The organism is Rhodococcus (subgen. Prescottella) equi, from assembly GCF_003013675.1.
Lineage (GTDB): Bacteria > Actinomycetota > Actinomycetes > Mycobacteriales > Mycobacteriaceae > Prescottella > Prescottella equi.
The window spans coordinates 3785010-3808689 of sequence record NZ_CP027793.1 but is presented as its reverse complement, the minus strand read 5'-3'; the positions used below and the strand labels follow the sequence as shown (position 1 = coordinate 3808689).

26 protein-coding genes are annotated in these 23680 nt (G+C 69.4%); 13 read left to right on the top strand and 13 right to left on the bottom strand.

Annotated features, from left to right (window positions below; translation table 11 throughout):
* Positions 1-40 precede the first annotated feature (40 nt).
* Positions 41-856 carry a tyrosine-protein phosphatase gene (locus C7H75_RS17790; RefSeq protein WP_013416779.1) on the top strand — a complete coding sequence of 272 codons (816 nt, stop codon included), beginning with the start codon at positions 41-43 and terminating at the stop codon, positions 854-856.
* A gap of 7 nt (positions 857-863) precedes the next feature.
* Here the strand turns inward: C7H75_RS17790 and C7H75_RS17785 are convergent, their stop codons facing one another.
* The 7 genes from C7H75_RS17785 to C7H75_RS17755 form a co-directional block, all read right to left on the bottom strand.
* Positions 864-1217, bottom strand: coding sequence for a VanZ family protein (locus C7H75_RS17785; protein ID WP_022597192.1), 354 nt, complete (start codon positions 1215-1217; stop codon positions 864-866).
* A 5-nt stretch (positions 1218-1222) separates the two neighbouring features.
* Positions 1223-1564 carry a hypothetical protein gene (locus C7H75_RS17780; protein WP_084843833.1) on the bottom strand — a complete coding sequence of 114 codons (342 nt, stop codon included), beginning with the start codon at positions 1562-1564 and terminating at the stop codon, positions 1223-1225.
* On the bottom strand, positions 1564-1965 hold the full coding sequence (locus C7H75_RS17775; RefSeq protein WP_005518633.1) for a DUF1707 SHOCT-like domain-containing protein: 402 nt from the start codon (positions 1963-1965) through the stop codon (positions 1564-1566). Before C7H75_RS17775 ends, C7H75_RS17780 begins: the two co-directional genes overlap by 1 nt.
* Before the next feature lie 92 nt (positions 1966-2057).
* The gene (locus C7H75_RS17770) at positions 2058-3848 is read right to left on the bottom strand and encodes an acetyl/propionyl/methylcrotonyl-CoA carboxylase subunit alpha (RefSeq protein ID WP_022597190.1); all 1791 of its coding nucleotides are present in this window, start codon (positions 3846-3848) and stop codon (positions 2058-2060) included.
* A gap of 157 nt (positions 3849-4005) precedes the next feature.
* Positions 4006-5433, bottom strand: coding sequence for a condensation domain-containing protein (locus C7H75_RS17765; protein WP_106852036.1), 1428 nt, complete (start codon positions 5431-5433; stop codon positions 4006-4008).
* Positions 5434-5544: 111 nt separating this feature from the next.
* Positions 5545-5961 (bottom strand): SufE family protein, encoded by a 417-nt coding sequence (locus C7H75_RS17760; protein WP_175271425.1) that lies wholly within the window; start codon positions 5959-5961, stop codon positions 5545-5547.
* Complete coding sequence (locus tag C7H75_RS17755; RefSeq protein ID WP_005518639.1) at positions 5955-6866, bottom strand: sulfurtransferase; 912 nt, start codon at positions 6864-6866, stop codon at positions 5955-5957. Before C7H75_RS17755 ends, C7H75_RS17760 begins: the two co-directional genes overlap by 7 nt.
* Positions 6867-6983: 117 nt before the next feature.
* On the opposite strand from C7H75_RS17755, the gene C7H75_RS17750 reads away from it, so the two are divergent.
* Entirely contained in the window at positions 6984-7370 is a 387-nt protein-coding gene (locus C7H75_RS17750) for a group III truncated hemoglobin (RefSeq protein WP_013416775.1), read from the top strand.
* A 10-nt stretch (positions 7371-7380) separates the two neighbouring features.
* Here the strand turns inward: C7H75_RS17750 and C7H75_RS17745 are convergent, their stop codons facing one another.
* From C7H75_RS17745 to C7H75_RS17735, 3 genes are read right to left on the bottom strand one after another with little or no spacing between them, the layout of a single operon-like run.
* On the bottom strand, positions 7381-8025 hold the full coding sequence (locus C7H75_RS17745; protein WP_106851653.1) for a Maf family protein: 645 nt from the start codon (positions 8023-8025) through the stop codon (positions 7381-7383).
* 17 nt (positions 8026-8042) lie between these two features.
* Positions 8043-8381, bottom strand: a complete 339-nt coding sequence (locus C7H75_RS17740) for an acyl-CoA carboxylase subunit epsilon (RefSeq protein WP_005518644.1) — start codon at positions 8379-8381, stop codon at positions 8043-8045.
* Positions 8378-10018 carry an acyl-CoA carboxylase subunit beta gene (locus tag C7H75_RS17735; RefSeq protein ID WP_005518645.1) on the bottom strand — a complete coding sequence of 547 codons (1641 nt, stop codon included), beginning with the start codon at positions 10016-10018 and terminating at the stop codon, positions 8378-8380. The genes C7H75_RS17740 and C7H75_RS17735 overlap by 4 nt, the downstream gene beginning before the upstream one ends.
* Before the next feature lie 116 nt (positions 10019-10134).
* On the opposite strand from C7H75_RS17735, the gene C7H75_RS17730 reads away from it, so the two are divergent.
* Positions 10135-10968 carry a biotin--[acetyl-CoA-carboxylase] ligase gene (locus C7H75_RS17730; protein WP_022597186.1) on the top strand — a complete coding sequence of 278 codons (834 nt, stop codon included), beginning with the start codon at positions 10135-10137 and terminating at the stop codon, positions 10966-10968.
* A 3-nt stretch (positions 10969-10971) separates the two neighbouring features.
* On the opposite strand, the gene C7H75_RS17725 is transcribed toward C7H75_RS17730, so the two are convergent.
* Positions 10972-11394, bottom strand: coding sequence for a DUF7144 family membrane protein (locus C7H75_RS17725; protein WP_005518648.1), 423 nt, complete (start codon positions 11392-11394; stop codon positions 10972-10974).
* A gap of 213 nt (positions 11395-11607) precedes the next feature.
* Between C7H75_RS17725 and C7H75_RS17720 the strand changes: the two genes are divergently transcribed.
* From C7H75_RS17720 to C7H75_RS17705, 4 genes are read left to right on the top strand one after another with little or no spacing between them, the layout of a single operon-like run.
* The gene (locus C7H75_RS17720; RefSeq protein WP_005518649.1) at positions 11608-12183 is read left to right on the top strand and encodes an HdeD family acid-resistance protein; all 576 of its coding nucleotides are present in this window, start codon (positions 11608-11610) and stop codon (positions 12181-12183) included.
* 42 nt (positions 12184-12225) lie between these two features.
* Entirely contained in the window at positions 12226-12810 is a 585-nt protein-coding gene (locus tag C7H75_RS17715; RefSeq protein ID WP_005518650.1) for a PH domain-containing protein, read from the top strand.
* Between the two features lie 39 nt (positions 12811-12849).
* Complete coding sequence (locus C7H75_RS17710; protein WP_005518651.1) at positions 12850-13530, top strand: response regulator transcription factor; 681 nt, start codon at positions 12850-12852, stop codon at positions 13528-13530.
* A 12-nt stretch (positions 13531-13542) separates the two neighbouring features.
* Positions 13543-14868: a sensor histidine kinase gene (locus C7H75_RS17705; protein WP_005518652.1), complete on the top strand. Its 1326-nt coding sequence runs from the start codon at positions 13543-13545 to the stop codon at positions 14866-14868.
* Here C7H75_RS17705 and C7H75_RS17700 read toward each other — a convergent pair.
* The gene (locus C7H75_RS17700) at positions 14865-15413 is read right to left on the bottom strand and encodes a GtrA family protein (RefSeq protein WP_005518653.1); all 549 of its coding nucleotides are present in this window, start codon (positions 15411-15413) and stop codon (positions 14865-14867) included. The two genes, C7H75_RS17705 and C7H75_RS17700, sit on opposite strands and share 4 nt — an antisense overlap.
* A 113-nt stretch (positions 15414-15526) precedes the next feature.
* On the opposite strand from C7H75_RS17700, the gene C7H75_RS17695 reads away from it, so the two are divergent.
* The 6 genes from C7H75_RS17695 (at position 15527) to C7H75_RS17670 (ending at position 22951) form a co-directional block, all read left to right on the top strand.
* Entirely contained in the window at positions 15527-16810 is a 1284-nt protein-coding gene (locus tag C7H75_RS17695) for a 5-(carboxyamino)imidazole ribonucleotide synthase (RefSeq protein WP_087576507.1), read from the top strand.
* A gap of 84 nt (positions 16811-16894) precedes the next feature.
* Entirely contained in the window at positions 16895-17368 is a 474-nt protein-coding gene (gene purE, locus C7H75_RS17690; RefSeq protein ID WP_044991321.1) for a 5-(carboxyamino)imidazole ribonucleotide mutase, read from the top strand.
* A gap of 32 nt (positions 17369-17400) precedes the next feature.
* On the top strand, positions 17401-18585 hold the full coding sequence (locus tag C7H75_RS17685; protein ID WP_022597183.1) for a sensor histidine kinase: 1185 nt from the start codon (positions 17401-17403) through the stop codon (positions 18583-18585).
* A 10-nt stretch (positions 18586-18595) separates the two neighbouring features.
* Positions 18596-19264, top strand: coding sequence for a response regulator (locus C7H75_RS17680; protein ID WP_084847462.1), 669 nt, complete (start codon positions 18596-18598; stop codon positions 19262-19264).
* A 490-nt stretch (positions 19265-19754) separates the two neighbouring features.
* Positions 19755-20510 carry an ABC transporter ATP-binding protein gene (locus C7H75_RS17675; protein WP_005518658.1) on the top strand — a complete coding sequence of 252 codons (756 nt, stop codon included), beginning with the start codon at positions 19755-19757 and terminating at the stop codon, positions 20508-20510.
* A complete protein-coding gene (locus tag C7H75_RS17670; protein ID WP_106851652.1) occupies positions 20510-22951 on the top strand; it encodes an ABC transporter permease in 2442 nt (813 codons plus the stop codon). The genes C7H75_RS17675 and C7H75_RS17670 overlap by 1 nt, the downstream gene beginning before the upstream one ends.
* A 5-nt stretch (positions 22952-22956) precedes the next feature.
* Here the strand turns inward: C7H75_RS17670 and C7H75_RS17665 are convergent, their stop codons facing one another.
* Positions 22957-23676: a TIGR03089 family protein gene (locus tag C7H75_RS17665; protein ID WP_005518660.1), complete on the bottom strand. Its 720-nt coding sequence runs from the start codon at positions 23674-23676 to the stop codon at positions 22957-22959.
* Positions 23677-23680: the final 4 nt, after the last annotated feature.

Here is a 23680-nt window from a genome sequence, read left to right as displayed (position 1 = left end):
TCACGAGCCTCGGCCGCCGGGTTCGTCTAGATTCGGGCGCATGACGTCAACCTCCGGGGAGAAGCCCGGTGCGAGCATCCCGATCGAGTCCGTCCCGAACCTGCGTGACGTCGGTGGCTACCGCACGCGGGACGGCGCGACCATCCGGTTCGGGCGCTACTACCGCTCGACCGACCTCAGCAAGATCACTGTCGACGACGCCCCGCGTCTGGCGGAGCTCGGCCTGGTGACGGTGTTCGACCTGCGTACCCACTCCGAGCGGGAGGCGGCGCCGGACCGGTTGCCGCCGTCGGCACGTGAGGTCCCGCTCGACGTCCTCGCCGACAAGGCGCTGCGCTCGGTGCCCGCACAGATGCAGGCCGTGATGTCGGATCCGTCGATCGCGGTGTCGATGCTGGGCGAGAACAAGGCGCTCGACTACTTCCTCGGCAGCTACCGCGACTTCGTGACCCTGCCGAGCGCCATCGCGTCGTACCGCACGCTGTTCACGGATCTGGCTGCGCACGACAATCTTCCGGCCCTCGTGCACTGCACCACCGGCAAGGACCGCACCGGCTGGGCGACGGCCTCGCTGTTGCTCCTGCTCGGATTGGACGAGGACGCCGTCTTCCACGAGTATCTGCTCACCAACGAGCAGTTGCTGCCGGCGTTCGCGTCGATCTTCGACAAGTTCACCGCCGCCGGCGGCGACCCGGAACTGCTGAAGCAGGTCCTCGGCGTGCGGCCGGAGTACCTCCAGGCGGCCCTCACCCAGATGCGCGAGAAGTTCGGCTCGATCGAGGGCTACTTCGCGGACGGACTCGGCATCGACGTCGCCGGACAGGACGCGATCCGCGCGCACCTGCTGGAGGGCTGAGAGCGGCTCAGACGGGGATGCGCAGCGGGCGTGCCAGCACCCGCGCGGCCACCAGACCGACCACGATGCCTACGGCGTCGGCCGCCGCGTCCCACACCGAGCAACTTCGCTGGATCGGCAGGGCGCCCTGCAGCACCTCGGACACCGCGGCGAACGTCAGCAGCCACGCCGCCGTCCATCCCACGCCGATCCGGGCATAGCGCGATGTCAGGGCCAGCGCCGCGAACATCAGCGCGTGGGTGATCTTGTCGCTGTTCTCCGGTCCGCTCGGGACCGTGGAGCCGGGAGAGAACAGCATCACCAGCACGACCACCGTGGCGATCGCGAGCGGAACACAGCGCCTGTCGAATCGGTCGAGCATCGGCCTCATCGTCCCGTGACGGCGAGTCCGAGCGCACCCTCGGCGAACCGGCGGACGGCCTCGGCGGCGGCCGCGAGCGCGTCGTCGTGGCCGGCGCGTGCCCACCCGCTCAGCGCGCCGTCGGCGCCGCCGGGCGTCAGCCCCACCTCGGCCAGCAGTTCACCCGTCGTGGGTTCGCACACGGCCCAGGAGAAGTGCTCCTCCGTCTCCCACTGCCGCGCACGATCTGCGACGTAGCCGGGATCGGTGACGCCGCCGTCACGCAGCGCGGGACGGTCGTCGACCCGCTCGTCGGCGCGGAGTGCGCGCAGATACCAGGAGCCGGCGTTGATCTCGATCGGTTCCATCAGCAGCTGCCGCGCCCTTTCCTGCCGTCCCTGCCGCCGAAGAGGATCGCCGCGGTCGCGGGGATCAGGAGGAAGAACAGCCAACTGTTGTCGATCGGCACCACGAAGAACAGTGCCAGTGCCACGAACGGGATCACCGCCATGACGGTGTTGCGCCACGTCTTCTCACCGTCGACGTCCGCGGGCTCCGGAGAGACCTTCGACGGCGCGGACGGCGTGAGCGACGGCAGATCCGAGAACACCTCGTCCAGCTGCCCGCGCGTGGTGGCCGCGGCGATCTGTCCGCTGCGCTCGTCGAACTCGACGACCGTGAGCCGGCCGTCGGAGAAGTGCTGCGACAGTGCCGCGAGCGCCTGCTCGCGTTCGGCGGTGCCGATGCGGATCTCCGGGACGTCGGACATGTCGTGAAGCCTACTGCCCGAACAGCACTGTGCGCGCCCCGCGAATTCGCGAGGCGCGCACAGTGTGAAGCGGTGGGTTACCTACCGAGACATCACTTCAGCTCGGCGAGAACCGTGCCCTGCGTGATGGCGGCGCCGGCCTCGACCGCGAGACCGGTGACGACACCGGCCTTGTGCGCGGTGACCGGGTTCTCCATCTTCATGGCCTCGAGAACGACGATCAGATCGCCCTCGGCGACCTCCTGGCCCTCCTCGACGGCGACCTTGACGACGGTGCCCTGCATCGGAGCCGTCACGGCGTCACCCGAAGCGGCACCGCCACCGGCGCCACCACGCTTGCGCGCCTTCGGCTTCTTGCGGATCACGCCGGCCGGGGCGCCGCCCGTGCCGATCGAGAACGAACCGGGCAGCGAGACCTCGACGCGACGGCCACCGACCTCGACGACGACCGACTGACGGGGCAGGTTCTCCTCGTCGTCCGCGGCAGCCCCCGAACCGGTGAACGGCTCGATCGGGTTGTCCCACTCGGTCTCGATCCACTTGGTGTAGACGTCGAACTTCTCGCCGTCGCCGATGAACGCGGGATTCTCGACGATGTGGCGGTGGAACGGGATGACCGTGGCGAGGCCGTCGACCTCGAACTCGGCCAGAGCGCGCGCGGCACGCTGCAGCGCCTGCTCGCGGTTCTCGCCGGTGACGATCAGCTTGGCGAGCATCGAGTCGAACTGGCCGCCGATGACGTCGCCCGCGACGACACCCGAGTCCACGCGGACGCCGGGGCCCGTGGGCTCCTTGTAGACGGTGATGGGACCGGGGGCGGGCATGAAGCCGCGGCCGGCGTCCTCGCCGTTGATGCGGAACTCGAAGGAGTGGCCGCGCGGAGTCGGATCCTCCTTGATGCTCAGCTCCTCGCCGTTGGCGATGAGGAACTGCTGGCGGACCAGGTCGATGCCGGCGGTCTCCTCGGTGACCGGGTGCTCGACCTGCAGGCGGGTGTTGACCTCGAGGAACGAGACGGTGTCGCCCTGGACCAGGTACTCGACCGTGCCGGCGCCGTAGTAGCCGGCCTCCTTGCAGATGGCCTTCGCCGACGCGTGGATGCGCGCGCGCTGGTCGTCGGTCAGGAACGGCGCGGGGGCCTCCTCGACCAGCTTCTGGAAGCGGCGCTGCAGCGAGCAGTCGCGGGTGCCGGCGACGACGACGTTGCCGTGCTTGTCGGCGATGACCTGGGCCTCGACGTGGCGGGCCTTGTCCAGGTACTGCTCGACGAAGCACTCGCCGCGACCGAAGGCCGCGATGGCCTCACGGGTGGCCGACTCGAACAGCTCGGGGATCTCCTCGATGGTCTGCGCGACCTTCATGCCACGACCGCCGCCACCGAAGGCAGCCTTGATCGCGACCGGGACGCCGTACTGCTTGGCGAACTCGACGACCTCGTCGGCGTTCTTGACCGGGTCCTTGGTGCCGGCCGCCATCGGAGCGTTCGCGCGCTCGGCGATGTGGCGGGCGGTGACCTTGTCGCCCAGGTCGCGGATCGACTGCGGCGAGGGGCCGATCCAGATCAGGCCCGCGTCGATGACGGCCTGCGCGAAGTCGGCGTTCTCGGACAGGAAGCCGTAGCCGGGGTGGATCGCGTCGGCGCCGGACTTCTTCGCGGCTTCGAGGATCTTGTCGAACACCAGGTAGGACTCGGCCGACGTCTGACCGCCGAGGGCGAACGCCTCGTCAGCCAGCTTCACGAACTGTGCATCCGCATCGGGCTCGGCATAGACAGCGACGCTGCCGTAGCCGGCATCCTTCGCGGCTCGGATGACCCGCACAGCGATCTCGCCGCGGTTGGCGACGAGCACCTTCGTGATCTGCGCGCTGGCTTGAGTGGGCACTGAGCCTCCTGTGTTTCGCATGGTCTGTCCCCGTGGCTCACCTGTGGGGTCACCGGCGGGTATCTGTTGGCATCTCATCGGAGTGTATGCATCAATCCGATAGACGATGTAACCGGATAGCGCTTACACATTAAGGGCTCGGCGCGGCATCGCAACCCTACTGATCAGTAGTGGCACCTGTGCTCGCGACGGCGGTCGGCATGTTCGCCCGGACGGGCTCGGAGGCCGCGACGACGTCGAGCATGGCGCGACGCGCGCGGTGCAGGAACAACATCACGCTCTCGGTGGCGGTGTCGGTTCCCGGGAATCGCGCGGAGATGTTGAGGCCGTGCGGGGTTCGATTCACCCAGACGTAGACGTCGTGGGTGTAGTGACGGCTGCGCAGCGCCCGCGCGTGGATCTCCGGCCACTGCTGGGCCATCGGAACGAACCGGACGTCCATGAAGGAGACGACGAAACGCGGCCGGATGGGGGTCCCCAGGATCTCCTCGACCCGCGCGAACGGCACCTTCGCCGCCGGCTTGGTGAGGGAGATCGCAGCCGACGCCCGCGCGGCGGCCTCCGCGAAGTCCGCCGCGCCGGCGATGTCGAACTCGATGGGGGCGAGGCCGACGAACCAGCCCAGCGACGTGGCCCAGTGCGGATCGTTCCGCGTGTGCACGGGCGTGACGGTCCGGAACACCGTGTCGCCGCTCAGTTCGGCGGCCGACTGCGCCAGGCACGCCAGGACGCCCGCGAAGAAGTTCTGCCCCGCGCGGTGGCATGCCGTGTTGAAGGCGGCGGCCTGGCCGGCGTCGAACACCCACTCCGACACTGCCCGCTGCGCGATCCGTTCCGCCGGACGCGGCCCCAGATCGAGCGGGAAGTCCGACAGGCGCCCCTTGCTGCGCTCGAAAGCCGCCCGCCAGCACTCGACGGCCGGGTGGGTGCGATCGATCGCCGAGGCGGCCGCTCGTTCCTCGGCGCCGAAGTCGATGTAACTGCCGGCCGGGACCAGCAGCGACGGCCTCCCCGTCAGCGCCTCCGTGTAGAGGCTGGTGATCTCGTGCGCCACCAATACCATCGAGAGCCCGTCGATGATCGAATGGTCGGCAGCGAAGAACACCGTGCATTCGGGTGTTGGATCGGAATGCTCGAGCGTGACGAACAGATACGCGGGCCAGCGGTGCGGCGAGGTCAGCTCGTCGAACAGGTCGTGGACCCGCTCGTACACGGTGTCCGCGTCGAACTCGAACTCGTGCCGGACCTCGTTGAGGTCGATGCCGGCGGGGTCGATGGTGCGGCGTGTGATGCGCCCGTCGTGGCCCAGCGCGGCATGCGTGCGCAGCGGCTCGTGGCGTTCGATCCACATCCCCACCGCCGTACGGAAGGCGTCGTGGTCCAACTCGCCCGGAATGCGGAACGCGGCCCCGAGCCAGGACTCCCGGCCGTCGTCGTGGGTGCCGTCGGCGGTGCGGCGCAGGTGTGCCTCGTGGATGTACGACGCCGGACGGCCGTCGTCCACCCACCCGGTGGTGGCTTCGGGTAACCACTCGGTGAGCATGCCCGGGGAGATCGCGTAGTCCGCGAGCTCGGTGAATTCCATCGTGGAGAATCCAGTCTCTTGTCCCGTCGCGGTGGCGGCGGTGAAGATCGTCACAGTGAAGTTGTCGGGAAGGGTCGCTCCCCGGTGGGTGGTGCAGCGGAAAGGTACCGCTCAGTTGCGCAGGTGGCGCTTGATGCGGGCGAGCATCGCGCTCATGCCCCGCAGCCGGAGGGGGCTGACCGCGTCGGCCAACCCGAGATCCGAGTAGAAGTCGTCCGGAACCGCGAGAATGGTTGCGGCGCTGTGCCCGTCGAGTCCCTGATGCAGGATCGACGCGAAGCCGCGGGTGGTCGGGGCCTCCGCCGGCGCGCTGAAGTGCAGACGCACCCTCTCCGGATCCGAACTGTCGACGAACAGGAACAGCGGCGACTGGCACTCGGGCACCGGCTCCATCGCGTCCTGCTCGAGCTCGGCCGGCAACGGCGCGAGCTCGCGGCTGAACTCGAGCAGCAACTGCAGCTTGTCCTGCCCGTCGACGGCGGCGAAGTCGTCGACGATCTCGGCCAGGGAGGCGGGCAGGCTCACGATGCGGCTTCCACGGCAGCGCCCGGCACGGTGCCCGGCTCGTCACCCCTGACGATCGGGACCCGCACGACGTTGCCCCACTCGGTCCACGAACCGTCGTAGTTCCGTACGTTCGGGTACCCGAGCAGGTGCGTCAGGACGAACCACGTGTGGCTCGAGCGCTCGCCGATGCGGCAGTACGCGACCACGTCGTCGTCGCGTGAGAAGTCGCCGTAGATCTCCTCGAGCTCCGGGCGGCTGCGGAAACGCCCGTCGGGCGCCGCGGCCCGGGCCCACGGGATCGACACCGCGGTCGGGATGTGGCCGCCCCGCAGCGCGCCCTCCTCGGGGTAGTCGGGCATGTGCGTGCGCTCGCCCGTGTACTCCTGCGGCGACCGGACGTCGACCAGCGGGCCGTGGCCCAGGTGTGCCAGGACGTCGTCCTTGAACGCCCGGATCGAACTGTCGTCGCGTTCGACGACCGGATACTCGGTGGGGGCGGGTGTCGGGACGTCGAACGTGGTGTCGCGATTCTCCGACATCCACGCGTCCCGTCCACCGTCGAGCAGACGCACGTCCTCGTGGCCGAACAGCGTGAACACCCACAGCGCGTACGCCGCCCACCAGTTGCTCTTGTCGCCGTAGATGACGACCGTGTCGTCTCGGGAGATGCCCTTACGGCTCATCAGGTCGGCGAACGCCGCGCCGTCGATGTAATCGCGTGTGACCGGATCGTTGAGGTCCAGGTGCCAGTCGATCTTCACCGCGCCGGGGATGTGGCCGATGTCGTAGAGCAGGACGTCCTCGTCGGACTCGACGACCTTCACGCCGGGAGCACCCAGATTGATCGACAGCCACTCGGTCGACACGAGTCGCTCCGGGTGGGCGTACGCAGCGAATGCGGGGTTGGGGTCTGGCGCGACGGGCACGGGTGGGCTCCTGAGGCATGCGTGGGTGGAGGGTTGTCCACCCACGAGTCTAAGTGGTCACCCGTTCGGCAGCGTGACCGATATCGCGTCGGCTACCGGCGGGTACTGTCGGCCACCGTGACGACCCCCGACGGCCCCCGTGAGGAACTGGCCACCCGCGCCGACGTCGATCGTCTCCTGCGCACCTTCTACGAACGAGCCCTGGTCGACCCGCTGCTCGCCCCGGTCTTCGAGACCCTCGCCGTCGTGGGACTCGACGAGCACCTACCCGTCGTCGGTGACTTCTGGGAGCAGATCCTGTTCCGCACGGTCAGATATCAGGGGCACTTCGGGCCGGTGCACGAGGCGCTGCACCGGCAGCACGATCTCACCGATGATCGGTTCGAGCGGTGGTTGGCGTTGTGGTGCGACACCGTGGATGCGTCGTTTGTCGGCGTCGACGCGGAACGAGCCAAGTCGAAGGCCCGCGCCATGGCGGCGGCGCTGCAGCGCGCCCGGAACTAGCGGAGCGGGGTCAGCGCACCAGGGAGTTGGCGGCCCACAGTTCGGCGATCGAGACACCGACGGCCGAGAGCAGGCGCCGTACCAGCGGCAGGCCGATTCCGATCACGCTCGACGGATCGCCCTCCAGTCGCTCCACGAACCAGCCACCGAGGCTGTCGAGGGTGAACGCGCCGGCGACCTTCAACGGCTCACCCGACGCGAGGTAGGCCTCGAGATCCTCGGTGGACGGCGAGGCGAAGTGCACGACGGTGCCGCTGTGATCCGAGGCGTCGGCGACGACCACGCCGTCCGACAGGCGCAGGACGCTGTGCCCTGTCAGGAGTGTCGCGCTGCGGCCGGCCATCGAACGCCAGCGTTCCCGGGCGACGTCGACGGTGTGCGGTTTGCCCTGCAGTTCGCCGTCGATGAGCAGCATCGAATCGCAGCCGATGACGACGGCATCGGTGATGCCCTCGGCATTCAGGGCGGGAATCACGTCGCGGGCCTTGGCCTCGGCGAGCGTGGTGACGACGGCTTCCGGGGCGGCAGAAGGCCCCAGGCGGTCGATGACCGCATCCTCGTCCACGCCGGAGACGCGGACGGTGGGCTCGACCCCGGCGCCCCGCAGCACGGACAGCCGTGCCGGGGACGCCGAGGCGAGAACCAGGTGTGTCACTCGTGCGGACCGTTCGATCAGAACGGGCGCGCGGCGACCGGGGTGCCGAACGAGTACGGCGAGAACGGCGCGTGCCCGCGATGCATGCGGGTCGGTGCGCCCCAGGTCTCGGGCGGCAGGCCGTCGCCAGCCGGCTCTCCCGAGGCCGCCGCCGCCGCGGACAGCACCGCGACGAGCACAGCGACGTCCTCGTCGGTGGGGTTGCCCTTGACGATCTTGATCAGCGGGGACTGCGAATCGGCCGCGACATCGGGCTCGAGTCCTGCGACAGCTTCGGCCAACGCGGCTCCTTCGAGCGAGGACGCATCAAGCAGCTCGGCGTCGGTGAGCACTTCTTCCCGGGTGGTCGCTGTCATAGGGGGATGTTCCCATGCTTCTTGGGCGGAAGGGAAACCATCTTGCGCTCGAGCAGACGCAGCGCGGAGACGATCTGTCCGCGGGTGTGCGACGGCGGGATCACGGCGTCGATGTAGCCGCGCTCGGCCGCCACGTACGGGTTCACCAGGGTGTCCTCGTACTCCTGCTGCAGCTTCAGGCGCAGCGCGTCGACGTCCTCACCGTTCTTGGCGGCTTCGAGGAGCTGCTTGCGGTAGACGAAGCCGACGGCGCCGGACGCGCCCATGACCGCGATCTGCGCGGTCGGCCATGCCAGGTTGACGTCGGCGCCCATGTGCTTGGAGCCCATGACGTCGTACGCTCCGCCGTACGCCTTGCGGGTGATGACGGTGATCTTGCCGACCGTGGCCTCGCCGTACGCGTACAGCAGCTTCGCGCCGCGGCGGATGATGCCGTTGTACTCCTGCTCGGTGCCGGGGAGGAATCCCGGAACGTCGACCAGGGTGATGATCGGGACGTTGAACGCGTCGCAGGTGCGGACGAAGCGCGCCGCCTTCTCGGAAGCGTCGATGTCCAGGCAGCCCGCGAACTGGGTGGGCTGGTTCGCCACGATGCCGACGCTGCGGCCGTCGACGCGACCGAAGCCGACGATGACGTTCATCGCGCGGCCGGCCTGCACCTCGAGGAACTCGTCGTCGTCGAGGATGCGGCGGATGACCTCGTGCATGTCGTACGGCTGGTTCGCCGAGTCCGGGATGAGCGTGTCGAGTTCGCGGTCCTCGTCGGTGAGCGAGTCCTCGATCGCACCGACGATCGGATCGGACGGGGCCAGGCGCGGGGCCGCGGCCTGGTTGTTGCTCGGCAGGTAGGACAGCAGGTCCTTGACGTAGTCGAGCGCGTCCTGCTCGCCGGAGGCGACGTAGTGCGCGACACCGGACTTCGCCATGTGGGTCCGGGCGCCGCCCAGATCCTCCATGGTGACGTCCTCGCCCGTGACGGTCTTGATGACGTCGGGGCCGGTGACGAACATCTGGCTGGCCTCGTCGACCATCACCACGAAGTCGGTCAGCGCGGGGGAGTACACGTGGCCGCCGGCGGCCGGGCCCATGATCAGGGAGATCTGCGGGATGACACCCGAGGCCTGGACGTTGCGGTGGAAGATCTCGCCGTACAGGCCGAGCGAGACGACGCCCTCCTGGATACGTGCGCCGGCACCCTCGTTGATGCCGATCAGCGGGCGACCGGTCTTGAGCGCCAGGTCCATGACCTTGACGATCTTCTCGCCGTAGATCTCGCCGAGCGAGCCACCGAAGACGGTGGCGTCCTGCGAGAAGACACAGACGTCGCGGCCGTCGATCGTGCCGTAGCCCGTGACGACGCCGTCGCCGACGGGACGGTTGTCGGCGAGGCCGAAGTTGGTGCTGCGGTGCCGGGCCAGGGCGTCGAGCTCGACGAACGAGCCCTCGTCGAGGAGCGCGTGGATGCGCTCGCGCGCAGTCAGCTTGCCCTTCGCGTGGACCTTCTCGATCGCGGCTTCGCCCATCGGCTGCATTGCCTGCGCCTGGCGGCTGCGCAGGTCAGCGAGCTTTCCCGCCGTCGTGTGGATATCCGGGGTGTTCGCCGCCTCCGCCGCGGCTGGCTCCTGCACACTGGTCATGGGAAGTGAGCTTAACCAGGTCTGTGGGGCCCGCGTCGAGCGAGGTCAGGTTGCGTTGAATTATTGAACCTAAGCTACTGACGAGTCACATTCGAGCCGCATCCTAGGCTGGACGGATGTGGACCGATCTGAACCGCCCCCCGCTCGATGCCGGTGTGCTCCGGCGCGCCCTCGTCCGTGATGCGGGCGGCGACCCGGACGCATTCTGGTCGCGCGTCGACGTCGTGACCGAGACCGGTTCCACCAACGCCGATCTCCTTGCGGCACCCCGTGATGCCGACTATCCGCGCAGTGTTCTGATCGCCGAGCACCAGACGGGCGGACGCGGTCGGCACGCCCGCCCGTGGGTGAGCGCGCCGCGTGCCCTCGTCACGGTCTCGGCCGTCCTGGACATGCCCGGCATGGACCTGGCCGACATCGGGTGGCTGCCGCTGCTCGCGGGTGTCGCGGTGGTCGACGTCCTGCGCGGGACCGCGGGCGTGGACGCCGAACTCAAGTGGCCCAACGACGTGTTGATCGGCGGACGCAAGGTGGTCGGGATCCTCGCGGAGGTGGCTGCGACGGCGCCGGTCCCGACGGTCGTCGTGGGGATCGGCCTGAACGTGAGCCTGACGGAGGACGAACTGCCGGTACCGACCGCGACGTCGCTGCTCCTCGAGGACGCGGAGGTCACCGACCGCACGGTGTTGGTGCGGGCGATCCTGCGGGAACTGGCGCGGCGCCACCGGGAGTGGGAGGCCGCGGGATGGAAGGTCGACGCGCTGGCCGCCGCATACAAGGAGAGGTGCGGAACGCTCGGCCGCCGAGTGCGGGCCGAGCTTCCGGGGGATCGGGAACTGATCGGGACGGCGATCGACGTCGACGTCGAGGGCCGGATCGTGATCGAGGCGGACGGGAAGTCGCCGGTCGCTGTGTCGGCCGGCGACATCACCCATCTACGAGCCGTGTGAGGCTCAGACCCTGCTGGTGTCCCACGTGGAGACAGCCCAGATCACCACGACGCTGAGCGCGATGATGAGGATGGACCACAGGGGGTACCACGGAATCCACAGGAAGTTCGCGATGATGGCCAGCGCCGCTATGACGATCGCGCTCACCCGCGCCCATGTCGCGCCGGTCAGCAGGCCGATGCCGACGAGGACGACGACGATGCCGAGAACCAGGTGGATCCAGCCCCACGTCGTGAGGTCGAACTGGTAGACGTACTCGGGTCCGACGACGAAGAAGTTGTCGTCGGCGAGTGCCGAGATCGCCTGGAAGATCTCCAGGACCCCGACGGTCATCAGGACGATCGCGGCGGCGATCGACGTGCCCGCCGCGAACCCTTGCTTGGCTCCGCCGCCCGAACTGTGGGTCGTCGGTGTGCGATCGCTCATCGCAGTTCCCCTTTCGATCGATCGAGCAACTTCGCTGGAGAGTCCACTGCCCTCAGCAGGATTGTGTCGCCGATCGCTCGGGCGCTCCTCACCCCCGAAGGGTGAATCCGCGTCGGCTCCGCCGATCGCGTGCGCAGTACGGTCCGCCGCCGCAGGTATTGCTGCTACCTTGACGCTGATCCACGAATTCTCGTGAGGCGGAGGGGAACAGCCATGAGCGCACCGAACGACATCTGGGTGGCGGGCGATACCGGGCAATTGGAGACCGCGCGCCGATTCCTGACCGGGCTGACCGCGGTGTTCGGTCTGCTCACCCTCGGCCTCGGTATCGCAATCCTGGTGTGGCCGGACGCAACTCTGGTGGTGGTGGCCGTCCTGATCGCGATCCAGGTGTTCGCGTTCGGGATCATCCAGATCGTCCGCTCATTCGCGGAGGTCGACGCCCCCACCGCCGCGCGCACGCTCACCGGCCTGTCCGGAGCGCTCGCGGTCCTCCTGGGATTCCTCGTCCTGCGCAGCCCGCTGCAGACACTCGTCGTGATCGCGCTCGTCATCGGCGCGTGGTGGGTGTTCCGGGGGGTACTCGACATCGTCGCGGGTGCCTCCGAAGTGCCCGGGAACCGGGCCGTGGGCATCGTGCTCGGCCTCATCAGCGTCGTCGCCGGCGCGATCGTGCTGCTGCAGCCCGAACTGTCCCTCGGTGTCTTCGTGATCGTCGTCGGTGTGTGGATGATCCTGTACGGCGTCATCGTGCTGGCCGCCGCGTTCCTCGGCCGTCGCGTGCGCTGATCCCGCAGGCCCGGGCGGACCTGTACCTGTCAGACTCGTCGCATGGGATACCCGGAAGACGCACTGGCGGCGGACGAGGAGTTGGTGCTGCATCGGCACCCGCACTGGAAGATGCTCGTCGTCCCGGTCACGATCTTCGTGTTGTCCGCTGCGATCGGCGGCTACCTGCTGGGCCTCGCGCAACGCCGGCTGAGTGACGGCGCGAGCCTCGTCGCCTCCGCCGTCATCGTCGTCGCGTGGCTCGCACTGGTGGTGTGGAAGACCCTCGTCCCGGTATTGCGGTGGCGGTCCACGCATTTCATCGTCACCGACCGGCGGGTGATGATCCGGCACGGAATCATGACGCACACGGGAATCGACATCCCGATGAACCGGATCAGCAACGTCCAGTTCCGGCACGGACTCGTGGACCGGATGCTGCGGACCGGCACGTTGATGATCGTCGCATCGTCCGACGACCCACTGGAATTCGACGACATCCCCGAGGTGCAGAAGGTGCACTCGCTGCTCTACCGGCAGGTCTTCGACGCCACGAACGATCCGCACTCCGGCGGCTACCCGAACACCGGACACGACGGACGCGGCGCTGCTCCCGACGATCACCGCGATTTCCGGAATGGATGGTAATTGGGACCGCGCCGACGAAACCGACCGTAGGCTGTCGTCGTGACCGCCGTACTGCTTGCCGAAGATGACGAGGCCATCGCTGCGCCGCTCTCGCGTGCACTCGGCCGAGAGGGCTACACCGTCACGATCGAACAGACCGGGCCATCCGCGCTCGAGCGGGCGCTCACCGGCGAGTTCGAACTACTGATCCTCGATCTCGGCCTGCCCGGCATGGACGGACTCGAGGTCTGCCGGCAGCTCCGCGCGCACAGCCTCGACCTCGCCGTGCTGATGCTCACCGCACGCACCGACGAGGTGGACTTCGTCGTCGGCCTCGACGCGGGCGCCGACGACTACGTCGGCAAGCCGTTCCGGCTCGCGGAATTGATGGCCCGGGTGCGGGCACTGTTGCGGCGCAGCGGCGGCGGCGAGGACGTCGTCGTGGAGGTGGCCGGCATCCGTCTCGAGCCGGCTGCGCGCCGCGTGCTCGTCAACGGCTCCGAGATCGCGTTGGCCAACAAGGAGTACGAGCTGCTGCGGGTGTTGCTCGAGCACGCCGGCCAGGTCGTCTCGCGCGACACGATTCTGCGTGAGGTGTGGGGCGACGTGGAACTACGCGGATCGAAGACACTCGACATGCACATGTCGTGGCTGCGCCGGAAGATCGGAGACGAGGGCGCGGGCGCCGACCGGAAGATCGCCACCGTCCGCGGGGTCGGCTTCCGGATCAACACCGACTAGGGTTCGCCCACCGTGCGTCGCCGAATACTGCAGTCGATCCTCGCCGTCGTCATCCTCACCGGTCTCCTGCTGGGTGTGCCGCTGATCTACACCGCCTGGCTGTGGGTGGAGGACTTCACGCGAAGCGATCTGCAGGCCCGGCTCGATCGGATGGCCGCCGAGATCATCGTCCAGGAGGGTGCCTCGGGTGTCGTCGAGGACGGACTCGACACGACGTCGCTGCGTCTGGTCGTTCCCGAGGGCGGCAAACTCGTCGTGGTGTACCCGACCCCGCAGGAGGGCGCTGCCCGGTTGGACCTCGGCGCCGAGAGGGTGCCGTCGCCTCTGGTCGAGTCGCTGTCGATGGGTACTTCGGGTTCGCTGCGGCTGGAGGTGCCGTCCGATCGCATGCGCACGCTGCAGAGGCAGGCCGTCGGCGCCGTGACACTGCTCGTGCTCGCCTCGATCGGTGCCGGTGCTGCAGTTGCCGTGGTCACCGCGAAACGGCTCGCGGACCCGCTCAAGGACGTGGCCGAGCGGGCCGCCCGGTTGGCCGAGGGGGACTTCCGGCCCGATTCGCGGCGTCACGGGATCCCCGAACTCGACCGTGTGTCCGACGTCCTCGACTCCGCGACGGTGGAGATCTCGCAGCGCCTGCAGCGCGAGCACGCACTGGTCGCCGACGTCTCGCACCAGCTGCGCAGTCGCCTCACCGCGGTACGACTGCGGCTCGACGAGTTGTCGGGGCATCCCGACCCCGACGTCGTGCACGAGGCCGAGGAGGCGATGGCGCAGGTGGACCGGCTGACCGTGGCGGTCGACGACCTGGTCCGGTCGTCGCGCAACAGCGGCTCGGCCGGACGCGAGCCGGTGTCGGTGGTGGGGGAGCTGGCGACTGTCGTGGCGGACTGGCAGGGGCCGTACAAGGAGGCCGGCCGGGTCCTCCGACTACGCGGTGAGCCGAGGCTGACGTCGTCGTCGACGGGGTCCCGGCTGCGCGAGGCCGTGTCGGTGTTGATCGACAACTCGCTGCAGCACGGCGCGGGCACGTGCACGGTGTCGGTCCGGCTCGCGTCGGGGCCCGCCGGCCGTGGGTCGGAGAACGACGCGCGGGTCTGCGTGGAGGTGTCCGACGAGGGGGAGGGCGTGAGCGACGAACTGGCGCCGCACATCTTCGATCGGGGCTTCTCGGGCGCCGGCTCGACCGGTGTGGGGCTGGCGCTGGCCCGCGCCCTCGTCGAGGCGGACGGCGGCCGACTGGAACTGCAGCGGCGCCGGCCCGCACTGTTCGCGCTGTTCCTGGCGCGGGTCGAGGACGACGCCCCGACGCGGGTGGCCGGGATCCACGAACCGCGCTAGTTGCGGGTGGGGTCCTCGCCGGCCAGGGGGGCGATCTCGGGCTCCTCGATGCGCTCGTGCTCGCCGGTCTCCTCGGGGAACACCCACCGCCGGAACGACCAGAAGCGGAAGATCATCTGCAGCAGGTTGCCGATGATGTAGTTCAGGATGAAGTCGACGATCACGACCGTCGTGAAACTCGCCGACGCGCGGATGTCGAAGACGTTGTTCGCGATCCACAGCGGCGCCGCCGCGATGATGACGCCGATCCCGCTGATCGTGAAGAAGAGCAGGGCCTCGTGGTGGCGTTCGCGCCCGCCGCGATGCTTGAACGACCACTCCCGGTTGAGGATGTAACTCAGGATCGTGGCGACGACGCCGGAGAAGATCTTGGCGACCACCGGCTTCTGTTCGAGGATCGTCAGACTCAACGAGTAGAAGATCGCGAGGTCGACCACCATCGTGGTGCCGCCGACGATTGCGAACTTGATCAACTCGTGGTGGCGAAGAACGATGGCCCGGAAGGGCTGCGGTACTCGGCTCATCGCCGCGTCGACGAAAGACACAACGAAGTATTCTACGAAGCCGCGATCTCGACGGCGGCAGCGGACCGTTGTTTATCAGGTTCTTCACAGGTTGCGACGGGGGATGACCTCGGCAGAAGCGTTCGCGAGCGAACATGACACCATGGTGTGTCGTGACCGGCAAATCTGAATCCGCACCTCGCCCCACTCCTCCGCGTGACCTCCCCAGCGGGATGCCCGTCGTGACGATGATCGGCGGCGGTCAGCTCGCCCGCATGACGCATCAGGCCGCGATCGAACTGGGCCAGACCCTGCGTGTCCTGGCGGGCAGCATCGACGAGCCCGCCGCGCAGGTCAGCCCCGACGTCGTGCTCGGCAGCCACGAGGACCTCGCTGCGCTGCGGAAGGCGGCGCTCGGATCCAACGCCCTGACGTTCGACCACGAGCACGTCCCCACCGAACACCTCGACGTGCTGGTGTCCGAGGGCGTCAACGTGCAGCCGCCGCCGCAGGCGCTCGTGTACGCGCAGGACAAGCTGGCGATGCGCCGCAAACTCGGTGAGATGGGCGCCCCGATCCCGGCCTTCGCCGAGGTCACGTGGGCCGAGGACGTCGTCCGTTTCGGCGCCGAGCACGGGTGGCCCGTGGTGATCAAGGCGGTTCGCGGCGGCTACGACGGGCGCGGCGTGTGGATCACCGACGACTCGGACGAGGCCGAGGCGATCGTCACCGAGCAGCTCGACAGGGGCGTCCAGTTGATGGTCGAACAGGCCGTCGACTTCACGCGGGAGCTGTCCGCGATGGTCGCGCGCTCGCCGTTCGGGCAGGGTGCGTCGTGGCCGGTCGTAGAGACCGTTCAGCGGAGCGGCCAGTGCGCGGTAGTGCTGGCACCGGCGCCGCAGCTGTCGAAGGAGCTGTCCGCCGAGGCCGAGCAGTTGGCGTTGCGCGTGGCGTCGGAGTTGGGTGTCGTCGGCTCGATGGCGGTCGAGCTGTTCGAGACGACGGACGGCACGTTGATCGTCAACGAGCTCGCGATGCGCCCGCACAACTCCGGTCACTGGACGCAGGACGGCGCGCGGACGTCGCAGTTCGAGCAGCACCTGCGCGCGGTCCTCGACTACCCGCTCGGCGATCCGTCGCCCATCGCGCCGGTCACGGTGATGGCGAACGTGCTGGGCGCGCCCGAGGCACCGGCCATGAGCATGGACGAGCGTCTGCACCACCTCTTCGCACGGATGCCCGACGCGAAGGTGCACCTGTACGGCAAGGGCGAGCGCAAGGACCGCAAGATCGGGCACGTGAACGTGCTCGGCGCGGCCTCCGGTTCGATCGACGACCCGGCGTACGTGGCCGCGGTGCGCGAGCGCGCGGAGCGGGCGGCGCACTGGCTGTCGCACGCCGAGTGGACCGACGGGTGGGACGAGCACGGTCGGTCCTGACCGGGCTCGACGGAAATTCGGAAACGATCACACAGGAACGGACGGCAAGTGACTGAATCGAACGGGCCCCTCGTCGGGCTGATCATGGGCAGCGACTCCGACTGGCCGACCATGGAGGCCGCCGCGGAGGCTCTCGCCGAGTTCGGTGTCCGGTTCGAGGTGGGTGTCGTGTCGGCCCACCGCACTCCGCAGCGCATGCTCGACTACGCGAATGACGCGGCCGGTCGCGGTATCAAGGTCATCATCGCCGGTGCCGGCGGCGCCGCACACCTGCCGGGCATGGTGGCGTCGGCGACGCCGCTGCCGGTGATCGGCGTGCCGGTCCCGCTGAAGTACCTCGACGGCATGGACTCGCTGCTGTCGATCGTGCAGATGCCGGCCGGGGTGCCGGTCGCGACGGTGTCGATCGGGGGCGCGCGCAACGCGGGACTGCTGGCGGTCCGCATCCTCGGTGCGTCGGATCCGGCCCTGCAGCAGCGGATGGCGGACTACCAGGCAGGTCTCGAGCAGATGGTTCTGGAGAAGGACGCGGCGCTGCGCGCCGAGCTGCTCGGCTGAGCGCCTGCGAAACCGGGCTCTAGGCTGACGGCATGGCCCGGTTCCCCCTGAGTGAGCGCTGGTATCGCTGGAGCGCCGCCCACGCGGTCGGAATCGACCGTGTCGTGGCGGCGCTCCTGTCGTTCTTCTGCCTCCTGGCCGCCGCCTCCGACGGCGGCGACAAGGCGTTGGTCGTGTCGCTCGGTATGACGGTGCCGCTGGCGTGGCGACGCTCCCACACGATCGTCTCCGGGTTCACCATCGCGGGATTCGCGGTGGCGCACCTCGTGCTGATCCCGAACATGCTGCTGCCGAGCGTGATCGCGGTGCCGATCGCGCTGTACGCCTTCGCCGCTTACACCCCGCGGTGGAGCAGCTACACGGCGCTGCTGATCGCGATCGGGGGCGCGTCGATCGGCGGTCTCGAGTATTTCGCGTACGACGGACGCGGCTGGCAGGAGGCCGTGATCACGTCGACGTTCCTCGTCGTGTTCGTGCTGGCGGTGTGGGCGTTCGGTGATCTGCGGCGGGTCCGTCTGAAGGAGATCGAGGGCCTGACCGAACGAGCCCGGTTGCTCGAACTCGAACGCGCCCAGGAGGCCGAACTCGCAGCCCTCGGCGAGCGCACCCGCATCGCACGCGAGATGCACGACATCGTCGCGCACTCCCTCACGGTGGTGATCGCCCAGGCCGACGGCGGGCGGTACGGCGCGGCGCAGGATCCGCAGGCGGCGATCACCGCGCTCGAGACCATCGCCTCGACGGGGCGGCAGGCCCTGACCGACATGCGGGCGCTGTTGTCGGTGTTGCGCGAGGATCGGCCGCGCGAGTTCTCCGCGATGCCGGGAGTCGGTGACATCGACGGGCTCGTCGCCGAATTGCGGCGCGGCGGCCTGGACATTGCTCTGAGCGTTGCGGGCGAGCCGCGGGAGCTGTCCACCGGGGCCGGTCTCACCGCGTACCGGATCGTGCAGGAGTCGCTCACCAACGTGCTCAAGCATGCCGGGCCCGGTGCCCATGCGCGGGTGGACGTGTATTGGGGCGAGCGTGAACTCGAGCTCGTCGTCACCGACGACGGCCGGGGCGGGGCGGCCGCGTTGATCGAACCGTCGCCGGGCGGTCAGGGCGTGATCGGGATGACCGAACGCGCCAAACTCCACGGAGGGCGACTGACCGCCGGTCCGGCGTCCGGGGGCGGCTACCGGGTGCAGGGACTGCTCCCGTACGTCGCGCCCTAGGCTGGTCCGCATGATCCGTGTGGCGCTCGTCGACGACCAACAGCTCGTGCGGGCGGGTTTCCGCATGGTGATCGACTCGCAGCCCGATCTCACCGTGGTGCTCGAGGCATCCGACGGCGCGGCGGGTGTGGCCGCGTTGGAGCGCACAGCCGCCGACGTCGTGCTGATGGACGTGCAGATGCCGCACCTGGACGGCATCGAGGCCACCCGCCGCCTCACCGCGCGAGACGACTCCCCGAAGGTGGTGGTGCTCACCACGTTCGAGAACGACGAGTACGTGATGTCGGCGATCAGTGCGGGCGCCAGCGGTTTCCTGCTCAAGGACGTGCCCCCGGAGGAACTGCTGGCCGCGATCCGCACCGTCCACCGCGGCGACGCCGTGATCGAGGCCCGCTCCACCCGCAAGCTGCTGCAGCACGTGGGGCCGATGTTGAGCGACTCGGCGGCCCCGTCGCTGCCCGAGGACATGACCCCGCGCGAGATCGAGGTGCTCGAGGCGATGGCCCACGGGTTGTCGAACTCGGAGATCGCACAGAAGTTCGTGGTGTCCGAGGCGACCGTGAAAACCCATGTGGGGCGGGTGCTCTCGAAGACCGGTTCGCGCGACCGGGTCCAGGCCGTGGTCTACGCGTTCCAGGTCGGTCTCGTCCGTCCGCAGGATCTGCTCGGCTCCGACTGAGTCGGCCTCTGCGCCCACTCCTGTGCCTCCCGGGCGGATTCCCGCCGCAACTCGGAAGGGGTGGACACTCAGGCCGGGGCGCGACGCGAGCGCCGGCCATCCCTGCCGGACCAGCCAGTTCCGCCGCTTCCGGCCGCTGTGGAACACCTCCGGTCCGCTGTGGAATTCGCGTCCGTCGACTTCGACGACAACTCTGGAACGGGGCTCGGAACGGGTATGGATACCGAAGTGGTTCACGAGGGGAGAGTCCGACCCGGGTATGACGCACCGCGGCGTGGCACCCAGGGAGGGGAAAAGTCTGTGGATGGGCCGGGGCCTGTGGAGAGCCGTAGCGTCCAGTCCTGAGTCGGGTGCGCGGATTTCCGCGCTCGAGGCCCGGAGTGGGCACCCAGGATGACCGCCGGTCCTACCCAGGGATGACGGCGGCCCGCCTGGAGATCGCCCCGCGCTCCGATGTGCCGGACCCCTGACCAGCCATAACGTCGACTGCATGAGAATTGACGACCAGAAGGTGCGGGCTCGGGGCCTGACGAAGACGTACGGCAGCGGCGACACCGCGGTCCATGCACTGCGCGGGGTGGACGTCGACTTCGGGGCCGGGATGTTCACGGCGATCATGGGACCCTCGGGCTCGGGTAAGTCGACGCTGATGCACTGCCTCGCCGGCCTGGATACCGCGACAGCCGGGACCGTCGAAGTGGGCGGCACCGAGATCACGACCCTGGGCGACCGCGCGCTCACGGAACTGCGACGGGATCGGATCGGCTTCGTGTTCCAGGCGTTCAACCTGCTGCCGGTGCTGTCGGCGGAGGAGAACATGCTGCTGCCGATGCGGTTGGCGGGACGTCTGCCCGAGCCGGGATGGCGCGACGAGGTGGTGCGGCGACTGGGGTTGACCGACCGGCTCGGACACCGCCCACACGAGTTGTCGGGCGGGCAGCAGCAGCGGGTCGCGGTGGCGAGGGCTCTGCTACCGCAGCCCGACGTGATCTTCGCGGACGAGCCCACCGGCAATCTCGATTCCCGCACCGGCGCGGAGGTTCTGGACCTGTTGCGCTCGAGCGTGCGCGAGACCGGTCAGACCGTGGTGATGGTGACACACGATCCGGTCGCGGCGTCCTACGCGGATCGGGTGGTGCTGATCGCCGACGGCCGGATCGCCGGTGAGATCGACCGTCCCACAACCGATTCGGTGATCGAGACGATGCGCCTGCTCGGTGCCGACGACGTCAGCAGGACGCACTGATGCGCGGGTTGGCATGGGCGCAGATGCGGGCCCACGCGGGACGGTACGTCGCCTCGGCGCTCGCGGTCGTGATCTCGGTGGCCTTCATCGTCGCGACGCTCACCCTGAACTCGACGCTGAAATCCGGCGTGACGGACTCGCTGGCCGGTCAGTACGCGTCGTCGGACGTGGTGGTGACCGGCAGCGCCGACGTGGCCGCGATCGCCGCGGTGCCGGGCGTGCGGGCGGTGAGCGAGGACGTCTCGGTCAGCGTCAAGGTGCGACGCGACGGCGAGTCCGCGGCGTGGGGGTCCGCGCAGTCCGTGGCGGACGACGCCTCGCTGCGCTGGCAGTCCCTCGCCGACGGGCGCTTCCCGGACGTGCCGGGTGAGGTTGCGGTGGAAAAGGACTCGGGTGTCCCACTCGGCAGCGACATCACCGTCACGACGCTCGGCGGCGACAGGCAGGTCACCGAGACCGCGAAGGTGGTCGGACATGTCGACCTGTCCGGCACGGCGCAGGGCATGGACGGCGCCACGGTGTTCGCGACGCCCGCGCAGTTGGACGCGTGGACTGCGGGTGGCGGTGCGCGGGAGATCCGTGTCGCCGGCGACGGCATCGTGACGCAGCAACAGTTGGCCGACCGGGTCCGCGCGGCGCTGCCGGCGGACACGACCGTGGAGACCGCGGCCCGGCAGACGGAGCTCGCGTCGCAGCAGTACCTGGGCGACTCCGATCTGCTGGCGAGTGTCCTTCTCGCGTTCGGCGCCATCGCGGTCGTGGTGGCGGGGCTGGTCATCGCGAACACGTTCGCGGTGCTGCTCGCTGCCCGGACGCAGGAGCTGGCGCTGCTCCGCTGCGTCGGCGCGACGGCCGCGCAGGTGCGACGCAGCGTGCGGGCCGAGGCTGCCGGGGTGGGCGCGGTCGCGTCGGTGCTGGGTGTGGCGACCGGTGTCGCGACAGCCTGGGCGGTGGGCCGGATCGTGGCCGCCACCGACGCTCCGATTCCGTTGCGTGGCTTGACCGTCACCCCGGTCACGGTGATCGCGGGGCTGCTCGTCGGCATCGCCATGACGATGATCGCGGCATCGGCACCCGGCCGGGCGGCGACGCGGGTGTCGCCGCTGGCGGCGCTGCAGCCGCTCGAGTCGAAACCCGAACCACTGGTGGTCTCGCGGGCCCGCCGCTTCCTGGGCCTGCTCGGGCTGGTCGTCGGCGTCGGCATCCTGGCGGTCGGTGCGGCCACGGCTCAGGTGCTCATCGCCTGTGTCGGAGGACTGCTGACGTTCGTGGCGATCGTGCTGCTGAGCCAGCGAATCGTCCCGGCCGTGATCTCCCGCGTCGGTGCGGTGCTGGGCCGTTTCGGTGGCCCGGTCGGGATGCTCGCGGCGGGCAACGCCGGGCGCAACCCCCGGCGCACCGCGGCGACCGCGACGGCACTGCTGATCGGCGTGACGCTCACGAGCACACTCGTCGTCGGGATCGCGGTCACCAAGGCGAGTGCCCCCGGCGCGGTCGACGACCAGTTCCCGGTGGACGTCAGCGTCTCCACGCACCAGGACGGGGGACTGCCGATCGATCTCACCGACCGCGTGCGGGCGCTGGACGGCGTGGATGCGGTGGCACCGCTCTCGGTCGCGGACCTCACCCTCCCGGACGGCCGCGCCCTCACGGTGTACGGCACGGACGTGCCGGCGGTGCGCGCGACCCTGCGCACCGACATCGACCTGCCGGGCAACCGTCAACTGCTGCTGCCCGCCGACGACCGGACCGGGCTCGGCCTCGAATCCGGAGCCATGGTGATGCTCGCGGGCAACGCGGCGCGCGGCGAGTTCACCGTGGGCGACTCGGGTGAGCTGCCCGCGATGGTCGAGCAGCGGGCGTTGGGGACGCTGTCGTCGCAGGTGAGTACCGAGCAGTTGTGGATCCGGCTCGTCGACGGTCTCTCCGACGACGACCAGCGCGCGGTCCGGGACGAGATCGCGTCACTGGCGGAGCAATTGGCGCCGGGCAGCGACGTCGGTGGCTCCCTGTTGATGCGGGCGACCCTCGACACGGTCCTCGACACACTGTTGATGATCGTCGCGGGGCTGCTGTCGGTGGCCGTGGTGATCGCGCTGATCGGTGTCGGGAACACGATGGCGCTGTCGGTGCTCGAGCGCCGCCGCGAGTCCGGGCTGCTCCGGGCGGTGGGCCTGACGCGGGCGGGTCTGCGGTCGCTGCTGCTGTGGGAAGCCGTGCTGATCGCCGGTGTCGCGTCCGCACTCGGAGTCGTGCTGGGTCTGGCGTTCGGCATCACCGGATCCGCGTCGGTGTTCGGATTCGACGACCTCGAACTCGGGACCCTGCCGTGGCTGACGCTGCTGCTGATCGTGCTCGGCGGCGGGATCGCCGGCGTCGTCGCCGCGATCCTGCCGGCACGCCGGGCGGCGCGCACGGCGCCGGTGGCCGCACTGGCGTGAGCCGGTTACCCGCCGACTCGGGTGGTGATCTTCTCGGCGCCGACGCGACGTTCGACCGCGTCGGCGTCGGGATTGGCCACCTGTACCAGCGACGCGCCCACCGCGAGCACCGAGACCAGCCCGGCGATGAGCTCGTCGGGCGTCGACCAGGACCGGGTGGAGAGCACCCGGTCGCTTCCGGTGACACCGTCGGCGGCGGCCCCGGAGCGGGCGGCGGACAGGACGTCGTCGACGCCGCGGCCGTCGAGGGCCGCAGGGCCGGAACCGCTGGGCCGGAACTGGTCACCGTGCACCCGGACGGCCGTCGCGTAGTCGGTGACACCGACAGGCAGGTCGGGAACGGGGCGCCCGAACGCGTCGAGCGAGAGGACCGCGATCTCGGGGACGTCGGCCACATCGTCCAGTCGGTCGACCGTCACGAGGGCGGCGTCCGCGTCGGGATCCGCCTCGAGTGTGACCTCGAGGCCCGCCCACCAGGCGCCGAGCAGCACGGCGGCGGTCTGCCAGTGCGCGGGCAGCAGCACCGACACCCGGGCGCCGGGCACGAGCGCGAACTCGTCCGACAGGAAGTTGGCGGTCTTCGCGGCCCAGTTGGCGAGCGTGACCGCCGACAGTTCGATGCGCTCGCCGGTGGCGTCGTCGTAGTAGGTGATCCGGGGGCCCGCCGGGTCGGCGGCGAGGATCGGATCGAGCAGTGCGGTGGTCAGGTCGGTCACGGCGCCCATTCTG